This window comes from Enterobacter sp. SGAir0187 (assembly GCF_002952735.2).
GTDB lineage: Bacteria > Pseudomonadota > Gammaproteobacteria > Enterobacterales > Enterobacteriaceae > Enterobacter > Enterobacter quasiroggenkampii.
Window position 1 is genome coordinate 4,016,840 of sequence record NZ_CP025034.2, and the last position, 11,983, is coordinate 4,028,822.

Here is an 11,983-nt window from a genome sequence, read left to right on the forward strand (position 1 = left end):
TGTTCCTCCCCATGAATCGATGTGATGCCCATCTGCCAGCAAGAGCAGTGTCGTTGGTATCACTTTTGATGAGTAAGCAATGAGTATGTCAACATCCACAGAAGTCATCGCTCATCACTGGGCATTCGCAATCTTTCTTATTGTAGCCATTGGCCTGTGCTGCCTGATGTTAGTCGGCGGCTGGTTCCTGGGCGGTCGCGCCCGTGCAAGGCACAAAAACACACCTTTCGAATCAGGTATTGATTCAGTAGGTACCGCTCGCTTACGCCTGTCTGCCAAGTTTTACCTGGTAGCCATGTTCTTCGTCATCTTTGACGTGGAAGCGCTTTACCTTTTCGCATGGTCGACCTCCATTCGCGAAAGTGGTTGGGTGGGCTTTGTCGAGGCCGCAATTTTCATTTTAGTGCTACTGGCCGGTCTGGTTTATCTGGTGCGTATTGGCGCGCTTGACTGGACGCCTGCGCGTTCACGTCGTGAACACATCAACCCGGAAAACAGTATCTCTAATCGTCAGCAGTAACAGCGAGGCAATAAGATGGATTATACGCTCACCCGCATAGATCCTAACGGTGAGAATGACCGTTACCCCCTGCAAAAACAGGAGATCGTAACCGACCCCCTGGAGCAAGAAGTCAATAAAAGCGTGTACATGGGCAAACTCGAACATGCCATGCACGATATGGTCAACTGGGGTCGTAAGAACTCCATCTGGCCTTACAACTTTGGCCTTTCTTGCTGCTACGTTGAAATGGTGACGTCATTCACTGCGGTGCATGACGTTGCGCGTTTTGGGGCAGAGGTACTGCGTGCTTCCCCACGTCAGGCTGACCTGATGGTGGTAGCCGGTACCTGCTTTACCAAGATGGCACCTGTTATTCAGCGTCTTTATGACCAGATGCTGGAGCCAAAATGGGTTATCTCCATGGGCGCATGTGCAAACTCTGGCGGTATGTACGACATCTATTCCGTCGTACAGGGCGTAGATAAATTTATCCCAGTGGATGTGTACATCCCGGGTTGTCCGCCTCGTCCGGAAGCCTACATGCAGGCGCTGATGCTGCTGCAGGAGTCTATCGGTAAAGAGCGTCGCCCACTGTCGTGGGTCGTTGGCGATCAGGGTGTGTATCGCGCGAACATGCAGTCTGAGCGCGAGCGTAAACGTGGTGAACGTATTGCCGTCACCAATCTGCGTACGCCTGACGAAATTTAATTTGCGCCTGTAGGCCTGGAGAACACCTTCGCATATCACTACTCAAATAGCGCGAAGCCAGGCTCAACAGTCACCACGGACCATTTGCAATGGTGAACAATATGACCGACTTAACCGCGCAAGAAGCCGCCTGGCAGACAAGGGATCATCTGGATGACCCCGTCATTGGCGAACTGCGCAACCGTTTTGGGCCGGATGCCTTTACTGTTCAGGCTACCCGCACCGGGGTACCCGTTGTTTGGGTGAAGCGTGAACAATTGCTGGAAGTTGTCGATTTCCTCAAGAAATTGCCAAAACCGTACGTCATGCTGTTTGACTTACACGGCATGGATGAACGTCTCAGAACACACCGTCAGGGTCTCCCTGCTGCGGATTTTTCCGTTTTCTACCACCTGATCTCAATAGACCGTAATACGGATATCATGCTCAAGGTGGCATTGTCTGAAAACGACATGCATCTGCCGACGATCACCAAACTTTTCCCGAACGCCAACTGGTACGAGCGTGAGACCTGGGAAATGTTCGGCATGACTTTCGACGGCCACCCACACCTGACGCGCATCATGATGCCGCAGACCTGGACCGGTCACCCGCTGCGTAAAGACTACCCGGCACGTGCCACCGAATTCGATCCGTTTGAGCTGACCAAAGCCAAGCAGGATCTGGAGATGGAAGCGCTGACCTTCAAGCCGGAAGACTGGGGCATGAAGCGCGGTACCGACAACGAGGACTTCATGTTCCTCAACCTCGGTCCAAACCACCCGTCTGCGCACGGTGCATTCCGTATTATTCTTCAGCTCGACGGCGAAGAGATTGTCGACTGCGTGCCTGACATTGGCTACCACCACCGTGGTGCTGAGAAGATGGGCGAGCGTCAGTCCTGGCACAGCTACATTCCGTATACCGACCGTATCGAGTACCTCGGCGGCTGCGTCAACGAAATGCCATACGTGCTGGCCGTTGAGAAACTGGCAGGTATTGTTACGCCGGATCGCGTTAACGTGATTCGCGTCATGCTGTCAGAGCTGTTCCGTATCAACAGCCACCTGCTGTATATCTCCACCTTCATTCAGGACGTCGGCGCGATGACCCCGGTCTTCTTCGCCTTTACCGACCGTCAGAAAATCTACGATCTGGTGGAAGCGATTACCGGTTTCCGTATGCACCCGGCCTGGTTCCGTATCGGCGGTGTGGCACACGATCTGCCGCGCGGCTGGGACCGTCTGCTGCGTGAATTCCTCGACTGGATGCCAAAACGTCTGGCCTCTTACGAGAAAGCCGCGCTGCGCAATACCATCCTGAAAGGCCGTTCCCAGGGCGTTGCTGCCTACGGCGCGAAAGAAGCGCTGGAGTGGGGGACGACAGGTGCAGGTCTGCGTGCGACCGGTATTGATTTCGACGTGCGTAAAGCCCGTCCTTACTCTGGCTATGAGAACTTCGACTTTGAAGTCCCGGTGGGCGGCGGTGTTTCCGACTGCTACACCCGCGTGATGCTAAAAGTAGAAGAGCTGCGCCAGAGTCTGCGCATCCTTGAGCAGTGCCTCAACAACATGCCGGAAGGCCCGTTCAAGGCGGATCACCCGCTGACGACGCCGCCACCGAAAGAGCGCACGCTGCAACATATCGAAACCCTGATCACCCACTTCCTGCAGGTTTCCTGGGGTCCGGTCATGCCGGCGCAAGAATCCTTCCAGATGATTGAAGCGACCAAGGGTATTAACAGTTACTACCTGACCAGTGACGGCAGCACCATGAGCTACCGTACCCGCGTGCGTACGCCGAGCTTTGCGCACCTGCAGCAGATCCCGTCCGCCATCCGCGGCAGTCTGGTCTCCGACCTGATTGTGTATCTGGGTAGTATCGATTTTGTTATGTCAGATGTGGACCGCTAATTATGCACGAGAATCAACAACCACAAACCGAGGCTTTTGAGCTGAGTGAAGCAGAACGTGCCGCCATTGAGCACGAGATGCACCACTACGAAGACCCGCGTGCGGCGTCCATTGAAGCGCTGAAAATCGTACAGAAACAGCGTGGTTGGGTGCCGGATGGGGCGATCTATGCGATCGCGAAAGTGCTGGGTATTCCGGCAAGTGACGTAGAAGGCGTAGCCACGTTCTACAGCCAGATCTTCCGTCAGCCGGTAGGCCGCCATGTGATCCGCTACTGTGACAGCGTGGTCTGCCACATCACCGGTTATCAGGGCATTCAGGCTGCAATTGAGAAGAAGCTCAATATCAAGCCGGGCCAGACCACGTTCGATGGACGCTTTACTCTGCTGCCGACCTGCTGCCTGGGTAACTGCGACAAGGGGCCGACCATGATGATTGATGAGGACACTCACAGTCATCTGACGCCGGAAGCGATTCCTGACCTGCTGGAGCAGTACAAATGAAAACTGTAATTCGTACTGCTGAGACGCATCCGCTGACCTGGCGTCTGCGTGATGACAAACAGCCGGTATGGCTCGACGAATATCAGAGCAAAAACGGCTATGCCGGTGCGCGTAAAGCCCTTGGCGGCATGGCGCCGGACGACATCGTTAACGCGGTAAAAGAGTCTGGCCTGAAAGGCCGCGGCGGCGCGGGCTTCTCCACCGGTCTGAAGTGGAGTCTGATGCCAAAAGACGAATCCATGAACATCCGTTACCTGCTGTGTAACGCCGATGAAATGGAGCCGGGCACCTATAAAGACCGCCTGCTGATGGAGCAGCTGCCGCACCTGCTGGTGGAAGGTATGCTGATCTCCGCGTTTGCGCTGAAAGCGTACCGTGGCTACATCTTCCTGCGCGGTGAGTACATCGAAGCAGCGGAAAACCTGCGTCGCGCGATTGCCGAAGCCACCGAAGCGGGACTGCTGGGCAAAAACATCCTGGGCACCGGGTTTGACTTCGAACTGTTCGTGCACACCGGTGCCGGGCGCTATATCTGCGGTGAAGAGACCGCGCTGATTAACTCCCTGGAAGGCCGCCGCGCGAACCCGCGTTCCAAGCCACCGTTCCCGGCCAGCTCCGGCGTGTGGGGGAAACCGACCTGCGTAAACAACGTCGAAACCCTGTGTAACGTTCCGGCTATCCTCGCGAACGGCGTGGAGTGGTATCAGGGCATCTCCTCAAGCAAAGATGCCGGTACCAAGCTGATGGGCTTCTCCGGTCGCGTGAAAAATCCTGGCGTCTGGGAACTGCCGTTCGGTACTACCGCGCGCGAAATTCTTGAAGACTACGCCGGCGGCATGCGCGATGGCCTGAAATTCAAAGCCTGGCAGCCGGGTGGGGCAGGGACAGACTTCCTGACCGAAGCCCACCTTGACCTGCCGATGGAATTCGAAAGCATTGGTAAAGCAGGCAGCCGTCTGGGTACGGCGCTGGCGATGGCCGTCGACCACGAGATCGGCATGGTCTCGCTGGTGCGTAACCTGGAAGAGTTCTTCGCCCGTGAGTCCTGCGGCTGGTGTACACCGTGCCGTGATGGTCTGCCGTGGAGCGTGAAGATCCTGCGTGCAATCGAACGTGGCGAAGGTCAGCCTGGCGATATCGAAACACTTGAGCAACTGTGTCGATTCTTAGGCCCGGGTAAAACCTTCTGTGCCCACGCACCGGGTGCCGTCGAACCTCTGCAGAGCGCGATCAAATATTTCCGCGACGAGTTCGAAGCAGGCATCAAGCAGCCGTTCAGCAATACCCATGCGATCAATGGGATTCAGCCGAACCTGCTTAAAGCGCGCTGGTAACGACAAGAATTTTGATTAACGCTCGGTTTCGACCGAGCCAACTGGAAGCATGCTAATGGCTACGATTCATGTAGACGGCAAAGAATACGAAGTCAACGGGGCGGACAACCTGCTGGAAGCTTGTCTGTCTCTTGGCCTCGATATTCCGTACTTTTGCTGGCATCCGGCGCTGGGCAGCGTCGGTGCTTGCCGCCAGTGTGCGGTGAAGCAATATCAAAACGCGGAAGACACGCGTGGTCGCCTGGTGATGTCCTGTATGACGCCAGCCACCGAAGGCACCTTTATTTCGATTGATGACGAAGAAGCCAAACAGTTCCGCGAAAGCGTGGTGGAGTGGTTGATGACCAACCACCCGCACGACTGTCCGGTTTGTGAAGAGGGCGGTAACTGCCACCTTCAGGATATGACCGTGATGACCGGTCACAGCTTCCGTCGCTATCGCTTTACCAAGCGTACCCACCGTAACCAGGATCTGGGGCCGTTCATCTCTCACGAAATGAACCGCTGCATCGCCTGCTATCGCTGCGTGCGTTACTACAAAGACTATGCAGACGGTCAGGATCTGGGCGTGTATGGCGCGCATGACAACGTCTACTTCGGTCGTCCGGAAGACGGCGTGCTGGAGAGCGAATTCTCCGGTAACCTGGTAGAAATCTGCCCGACCGGCGTCTTCACGGATAAAACTCACTCCGAGCGTTACAACCGTAAATGGGACATGCAGTTTGCGCCAAGCATCTGCCAGCAGTGTTCCCTCGGCTGTAACACCAGCCCGGGTGAGCGCTACGGCGAACTGCGTCGTATCGAAAACCGCTACAACGGTACCGTTAACCACTACTTCCTGTGCGACCGCGGTCGTTTCGGCTATGGCTATGTGAACCTGAAAGACCGTCCGCGTCAGCCGGTTCAGCGTCGTGGCGACGACTTCATTACCCTGAACGCAGAACAGGCGATGCAGGGCGCGGCAGATATTCTGCGCCAGTCGAAGAAAGTGATCGGTATCGGCTCCCCGCGCGCCAGCATCGAAAGCAACTTCGCGCTGCGCGAGCTGGTCGGGGCGGAAAACTTCTATACCGGCATCGCCCAGGGCGAGCAGGAACGTCTGCAGCTGGTACTGAAAGTGCTGCGTGAAGGCGGTATCCATACCCCTGCGCTGCGCGAAATCGAATCCTATGATGCGGTCCTGGTGCTGGGTGAAGACCTGACCCAGACCGGCGCCCGCGCAGCTCTGGCGGTTCGTCAGGCGGTGAAGGGTAAAGCACGTGAAATGGCAGCGGCGCAAAAAGTGGCTGACTGGCAGATTGCGGCGATCCTGAACATCGGTCAGCGCGCGAAGCATCCTCTGTTTGTGACCAACGTCGACAACACCCGTCTGGACGATATCGCGGCGTGGACCTACTGCGCACCGGTTGAAGATCAGGCGCGTCTTGGTTTTGCCATTGCCCACGCGCTGGACAACAACTCACCGGCCGTTGAGCTGGATCGCGACCTGCAAAACAAGGTTGACGTGATTGTTCAGGCCCTGGCCGGTGCGAAGAAACCGCTGATTATTTCCGGTACCAACGCCGGTAGCGCAGAGATCATTCAGGCCGCAGCCAACGTGGCCAAAGCCCTGAAAGGCCGCGGCGCTGACGTCGGTGTGACCATGATTGCCCGTGCGGTGAACAGCATTGGTCTGGGCATGATTGGCGGCGGCTCGCTGGAAGAAGCGTTAAGCGAACTGGAATCCGGTGCCGCTGACGCCGTGGTGGTGCTGGAAAACGACTTGCATCGTCATGCTTCTGCCGCTCGCGTAGACGCCGCGCTCTCCAAAGCGCCGCTGGTGATGGTGATTGACCATCAGCGCACCGCGATTATGGACAAAGCGCACCTGGTGCTCTCTGCGGCAAGCTTCGCAGAAAGCGACGGTACCGTTATCAACAACGAAGGCCGCGCGCAGCGTTTCTTCCAGGTTTATGACCCGGCTTACTACGACAGCAACACCGTGATGCTGGAAAGCTGGCGCTGGCTGCACTCCCTGCACAGCACCGTGCAGAGCAGTGAAGTGGACTGGACGCAGCTCGACCACGTTATCGACGCGGTGGTGGAAAAACTGCCTCAGCTGGCAGGCATTAAAGATGCCGCGCCTGAAGCGAGCTTCCGCATTCGTGGCCAGAAACTGGCGCGTGAACCGCACCGTTACAGTGGCCGTACCGCAATGCGCGCCAATATCAGCGTGCACGAACCGCGCCAGCCGCAGGATAAAGACACCATGTTCGCCTTCTCCATGGAAGGGAACAACCAGCCGTCTGCGCCGCGTTCGCAAATCCCGTTCGCATGGGCACCGGGCTGGAACTCCCCGCAGGCATGGAACAAGTTCCAGGCTGAAGTGGGCGGCTCCCTGCGCCACGGCGATCCGGGCGTGCGTCTGATTGAAGCTTCCGAAACCGGTCTGGACTTCTTCACCACCGTACCGGCGAGCTTCCAGCCGCAGGACGGTAGCTGGCGTATTGCGCCGTACTACCACCTGTTCGGTAGCGACGAGCTGTCCCAGCGTTCACCGGTCTTCCAGACCCGTATGCCGCAGCCGTACATCAAGCTTAACCCGGCGGATGCCGCGAAGCTTGGCGTTAACGCGGGTGCGAACATCGCCTTTAGCTATGACGGCCAGACCATCAGCCTGCCGCTGATTATTTCTGAAAGTCTGACAGCAGGGCAGGTCGGTCTGCCGATGGGTATGCCTGGCATCGCGCCGGTTCTGGCGGGTGCGCGTCTTGATAATCTGCAGGAGGCAAAAGCATGAGTTGGTTAACGCCGGATCTTATCGACATCCTGCTGAGCATTCTGAAAGCGATTGTTATCCTGCTGGTGGTGGTCACCTGCGGCGCGTTCATGAGCTTTGGTGAACGTCGTCTGCTCGGTCTGTTCCAGAACCGTTACGGACCGAACCGCGTGGGCTGGGGTGGTTCACTCCAGCTGGTCGCGGATATGATCAAGATGTTCTTTAAAGAGGACTGGATCCCGCGCTTCTCTGATCGCGTGATCTTTACTCTGGCACCGATGATCGCCTTCACCTCGCTGCTGCTGGCGTTTGCTATCGTGCCGGTCAGCCCGACCTGGGTGGTCGCTGACCTGAACATCGGCATTCTGTTCTTCCTGATGATGGCAGGCCTCGCGGTTTACGCGGTCCTGTTCGCAGGCTGGTCCAGTAACAACAAATACTCGCTGCTGGGTGCGATGCGTGCTTCCGCGCAGACCCTGAGCTACGAAGTGTTCCTGGGGCTCTCCCTGATGGGCGTGGTGGCGCAGGCCGGTTCATTCAACATGACCGACATCGTCAACAACCAGGCCGACATCTGGAACGTTATTCCGCAGTTCTTTGGGTTTATTACCTTTGCCATCGCGGGCGTGGCCGTGTGTCACCGTCACCCGTTTGACCAGCCAGAGGCCGAACAGGAACTGGCCGACGGTTACCACATCGAATATTCCGGTATGAAATTCGGTCTGTTCTTCGTGGGCGAGTACATCGGTATTGTCACCATTTCCGCGTTGATGGTAACGCTGTTCTTCGGTGGCTGGCATGGCCCGTTCTTACCGCCGTTCATCTGGTTCGCGCTGAAAACCGCGTTCTTCATGATGATGTTCATTTTGATTCGCGCAGCGTTACCGCGTCCGCGTTATGACCAGGTAATGTCCTTCGGCTGGAAAGTGTGCCTGCCGCTGACGCTCGTCAACTTGTTGGTAACGGCCGCTGTCATTCTCTGGCAGCAGCCATAAGGGGCAATAGACCATGACCTTAAAAGAATTACTGGTAGGCTTCGGTACCCAGGTACGCAGTATCTGGATGATCGGCCTGCATGCGTTTGCCAAACGCGAAACCCGGATGTACCCGGAAGAGCCGGTATATCTGCCGCCGCGCTACCGTGGCCGTATCGTGCTGACGCGCGACCCGGACGGTTCCGAGCGCTGCGTCGCCTGTAACCTGTGTGCGGTAGCGTGCCCGGTCGGCTGTATCTCTCTGCAGAAAGCCGAGACGGTAGACGGCCGCTGGTACCCTGAGTTTTTCCGCATCAACTTCTCACGCTGCATCTTCTGCGGTCTGTGTGAAGAAGCGTGCCCAACCACGGCGATTCAGCTGACTCCAGACTTCGAGCTGGGTGAGTACAAGCGTCAGGACCTGGTGTACGAGAAAGAGGATCTGCTGATTTCCGGTCCGGGCAAATACCCGGAATATAACTTCTACCGGATGGCGGGTATGGCAATCGACGGCAAAGATAAGGGCGAAGCAGAGAACGAAGCTAAGCCTATCGACGTCAAGAGCCTGTTACCGTAAGGAGAGGGCAATGGAATTCGCTTTTTATATCTGTGGCCTTATCGCCATCCTGGCTACGCTGCGAGTGATCACGCACACCAATCCGGTGCATGCGCTGCTGTACTTAATCATCTCGCTGCTGGCCATTTCCGGGGTGTTCTTCGCACTGGGCGCGCACTTCGCCGGTGCGCTGGAAATCATCGTCTACGCCGGGGCCATCATGGTGCTGTTCGTGTTCGTGGTGATGATGCTGAACCTGGGCGGCTCTGAAATTGAGCAGGAACGTCAGTGGTTAAAACCGCAGGTGTGGATCGGCCCGGCAATTTTGTCGGCCATCATGCTGGTGGTGATCGTTTACGCCATTCTGGGTGTTAACGATCAGGGCATCGACGGCACGCCGATTGGCGCGAAAGAGGTGGGTATCACGCTCTTTGGCCCATACGTTCTGGCAGTGGAACTGGCCTCAATGCTGCTGCTGGCTGGTCTGGTTGTGGCTTTCCACGTTGGCCGCGAAGAGCGTGCTGGCGAGGTGCTGAGCAACCGCACTGACGACCGCGCGAAAAGAAAAACGGAGGAGCGCGCATGATCCCCTTAACACATGGACTGATCCTCGCTGCGATTTTATTCGTTCTGGGTCTGACCGGTCTGGTTATCCGCCGCAATCTGCTGTTTATGCTGATCGGGCTGGAAATCATGATTAACGCCTCCGCGCTGGCCTTCGTGGTCGCCGGAAGCTACTGGGGCCAGACCGATGGTCAGGTGATGTACATTCTCGCCATCAGCCTCGCGGCTGCCGAAGCGAGTATTGGCCTGGCGCTGTTGCTGCAGCTCCATCGTCGCCGCCAGAATCTGAACATCGATTCAGTAAGTGAGTTGCGTGGATGAACATGCTTGCCTTAACCATTATTTTTCCGCTGATTGGCTTCGTGCTGCTGGCGTTTTCTCGCGGCCGCTGGTCTGAGAATCTGTCCGCGACCGTTGGCATGGGCTCTGTCGGCCTGGCCGCGCTGGTCACAGCGTATGCGGGTATCGACTTCTTTAACAACGGACGTCAGCCTTTCAGCGTGCCGCTGTGGACCTGGATGTCAGTCGGTGATTTCAACATCGGTTTCAACCTGGTGCTGGATGGTCTCTCCCTGACCATGCTCTCCGTGGTCACCGGCGTCGGCTTCCTGATCCACATGTTCGCCTCCTGGTATATGCGCGGTGAAGAGGGTTACTCCCGCTTCTTCGCCTACACCAACCTGTTTATCGCCAGCATGGTGGTTCTGGTCCTGGCAGATAACCTGCTGCTGATGTATCTGGGCTGGGAAGGCGTGGGTCTGTGTTCTTACCTGCTGATCGGTTTCTACTATACCGATCCGAAGAATGGCGCAGCGGCCATGAAAGCGTTCGTCGTGACCCGCGTGGGTGACGTCTTCCTCGCTTTCGCGCTGTTCATTCTTTACAACGAACTGGGCACGCTGAACTTCCGCGAAATGGTGGAACTGGCGCCAGCGCACTTCGCCGCAGGCAACAACATGCTGTGGTGGGCAACGCTGATGCTGCTGGGTGGTGCCGTGGGTAAATCCGCGCAGCTGCCGTTGCAGACATGGCTGGCCGACGCGATGGCGGGTCCAACACCTGTCTCCGCGCTGATCCACGCTGCGACCATGGTTACCGCTGGTGTCTACCTGATTGCGCGTACCCATGGCCTGTTCCTGATGACCCCGGAAATTCTGCATCTGGTGGGTATCGTCGGTGCGGTCACGCTGGTGCTGGCAGGCTTTGCCGCGCTGGTGCAGACCGACATCAAGCGCGTTCTCGCGTACTCAACCATGAGCCAGATTGGTTACATGTTCCTCGCGCTGGGCGTTCAGGCGTGGGACGCGGCCATTTTCCACCTGATGACGCACGCGTTCTTTAAAGCGCTGCTGTTCCTCTCATCCGGTTCCGTGATTCTGGCCTGCCATCACGAGCAGAACATCTTCAAAATGGGCGGACTGCGTAAGTCCATCCCGCTGGTCTATGTCTGCTTCCTGGTGGGCGGCGCGGCGCTGGCGGCACTGCCGCTGATCACCGCGGGCTTCTTCAGTAAGGACGAAATCCTTGCGGGTGCCATGGCGAATGGTCATATCAATCTGATGGTTGCGGGTCTGGTCGGTGCGTTCATGACCTCCCTGTATACCTTCCGTATGATTTTCATCGTATTCCACGGTAAAGAACAAATTCACGCTCACGCAGGGAAGGGGATTACCCATCATCTGCCGCTGATTGTGCTGCTGGTACTGTCCACCTTCGTTGGCGCGATGATTGTGCCTCCGCTGCAGGGCGTACTGCCAGACACCACCGAGCTTGAGCACGGTCGCGTTCTGACGCTTGAAATCACCTCCGGTGTGGTCGCTATCGCGGGCATCCTGATTGCCGCATGGCTGTGGCTGGGTAAACGTACGCTGGTCACTGCCGTGGCCAACAGTGCGCCGGGCCGCCTGCTGGGCACCTGGTGGTACAACGCGTGGGGCTTCGACTGGCTGTACGACATGATCTTCGTTAAGCCGTTCCTGGGCATCGCGTGGCTGCTGAAGCGCGACCCGCTGAACAGCCTGATGAATATCCCGGCGATCCTTTCCCGCTTTGCAGGCAAAGGCCTGCTGTACAGCGAGAACGGTTACCTGCGCTGGTATGTGGCGTCCATGAGCATCGGTGCGGTTGTCGTGCTGGCGCTGCTGATGGTGTTGCGTTGATCGTTAAGTGAATTTTATTCGAATTCGTTGAAA

General features: G+C 57.1%; 11 protein-coding genes. All 11 read left to right on the top strand.

Going from position 1 to position 11,983, the window contains the following annotated elements:
- Positions 1 to 79: 79 nt before the first annotated feature.
- Positions 80 to 520: an NADH-quinone oxidoreductase subunit NuoA gene (gene nuoA, locus CWR52_RS19375; RefSeq protein ID WP_006176516.1), complete on the top strand. Its 441-nt coding sequence runs from the start codon at positions 80 to 82 to the stop codon at positions 518 to 520.
- 15 nt (positions 521 to 535) lie between these two features.
- On the top strand, positions 536 to 1,210 hold the full coding sequence (nuoB, locus tag CWR52_RS19380) for an NADH-quinone oxidoreductase subunit NuoB (RefSeq protein ID WP_003861482.1): 675 nt from the start codon (positions 536 to 538) through the stop codon (positions 1,208 to 1,210).
- A gap of 89 nt (positions 1,211 to 1,299) precedes the next feature.
- The gene (nuoC, locus tag CWR52_RS19385) at positions 1,300 to 3,102 is read left to right on the top strand and encodes an NADH-quinone oxidoreductase subunit C/D (RefSeq protein ID WP_023312537.1); all 1,803 of its coding nucleotides are present in this window, start codon (positions 1,300 to 1,302) and stop codon (positions 3,100 to 3,102) included.
- A 2-nt stretch (positions 3,103 to 3,104) separates the two neighbouring features.
- A complete protein-coding gene (gene nuoE / locus CWR52_RS19390) occupies positions 3,105 to 3,605 on the top strand; it encodes an NADH-quinone oxidoreductase subunit NuoE (protein ID WP_008500208.1) in 501 nt (166 codons plus the stop codon).
- On the top strand, positions 3,602 to 4,939 hold the full coding sequence (nuoF, locus tag CWR52_RS19395) for an NADH-quinone oxidoreductase subunit NuoF (RefSeq protein ID WP_008500209.1): 1,338 nt from the start codon (positions 3,602 to 3,604) through the stop codon (positions 4,937 to 4,939). Before nuoE ends, nuoF begins: the two co-directional genes overlap by 4 nt.
- Before the next feature lie 55 nt (positions 4,940 to 4,994).
- Entirely contained in the window at positions 4,995 to 7,718 is a 2,724-nt protein-coding gene (gene nuoG / locus CWR52_RS19400) for an NADH-quinone oxidoreductase subunit NuoG (protein WP_129546964.1), read from the top strand.
- A complete protein-coding gene (gene nuoH, locus CWR52_RS19405) occupies positions 7,715 to 8,692 on the top strand; it encodes an NADH-quinone oxidoreductase subunit NuoH (protein WP_008500211.1) in 978 nt (325 codons plus the stop codon). Before nuoG ends, nuoH begins: the two co-directional genes overlap by 4 nt.
- A 13-nt stretch (positions 8,693 to 8,705) precedes the next feature.
- Complete coding sequence (gene nuoI / locus CWR52_RS19410) at positions 8,706 to 9,248, top strand: NADH-quinone oxidoreductase subunit NuoI (protein ID WP_003861491.1); 543 nt, start codon at positions 8,706 to 8,708, stop codon at positions 9,246 to 9,248.
- A gap of 10 nt (positions 9,249 to 9,258) precedes the next feature.
- Complete coding sequence (nuoJ, locus tag CWR52_RS19415; RefSeq protein ID WP_008500212.1) at positions 9,259 to 9,813, top strand: NADH-quinone oxidoreductase subunit J; 555 nt, start codon at positions 9,259 to 9,261, stop codon at positions 9,811 to 9,813.
- Complete coding sequence (nuoK, locus tag CWR52_RS19420; protein ID WP_003861496.1) at positions 9,810 to 10,112, top strand: NADH-quinone oxidoreductase subunit NuoK; 303 nt, start codon at positions 9,810 to 9,812, stop codon at positions 10,110 to 10,112. The genes nuoJ and nuoK overlap by 4 nt, the downstream gene beginning before the upstream one ends.
- Positions 10,109 to 11,950 carry an NADH-quinone oxidoreductase subunit L gene (gene nuoL / locus CWR52_RS19425; protein ID WP_023325763.1) on the top strand — a complete coding sequence of 614 codons (1,842 nt, stop codon included), beginning with the start codon at positions 10,109 to 10,111 and terminating at the stop codon, positions 11,948 to 11,950. The genes nuoK and nuoL overlap by 4 nt, the downstream gene beginning before the upstream one ends.
- Positions 11,951 to 11,983: the final 33 nt, after the last annotated feature.

Bases quoted from the DNA above. Each gene is read 5' to 3' on its own strand.
- nuoA (WP_006176516.1), top strand. From the start codon at position 80: ATGAGTATGTCAACATCCACAGAAGTCATCGCTCATCACTGGGCATTC.
- nuoB (WP_003861482.1), top strand. From the start codon at position 536: ATGGATTATACGCTCACCCGCATAGATCCTAACGGTGAGAATGACCGT.
- nuoC (WP_023312537.1), top strand. From the start codon at position 1,300: ATGGTGAACAATATGACCGACTTAACCGCGCAAGAAGCCGCCTGGCAG.
- nuoE (WP_008500208.1), top strand. From the start codon at position 3,105: ATGCACGAGAATCAACAACCACAAACCGAGGCTTTTGAGCTGAGTGAA.
- nuoF (WP_008500209.1), top strand. From the start codon at position 3,602: ATGAAAACTGTAATTCGTACTGCTGAGACGCATCCGCTGACCTGGCGT.
- nuoG (WP_129546964.1), top strand. From the start codon at position 4,995: ATGGCTACGATTCATGTAGACGGCAAAGAATACGAAGTCAACGGGGCG.
- nuoH (WP_008500211.1), top strand. From the start codon at position 7,715: ATGAGTTGGTTAACGCCGGATCTTATCGACATCCTGCTGAGCATTCTG.
- nuoI (WP_003861491.1), top strand. From the start codon at position 8,706: ATGACCTTAAAAGAATTACTGGTAGGCTTCGGTACCCAGGTACGCAGT.
- nuoJ (WP_008500212.1), top strand. From the start codon at position 9,259: ATGGAATTCGCTTTTTATATCTGTGGCCTTATCGCCATCCTGGCTACG.
- nuoK (WP_003861496.1), top strand. From the start codon at position 9,810: ATGATCCCCTTAACACATGGACTGATCCTCGCTGCGATTTTATTCGTT.
- nuoL (WP_023325763.1), top strand. From the start codon at position 10,109: ATGAACATGCTTGCCTTAACCATTATTTTTCCGCTGATTGGCTTCGTG.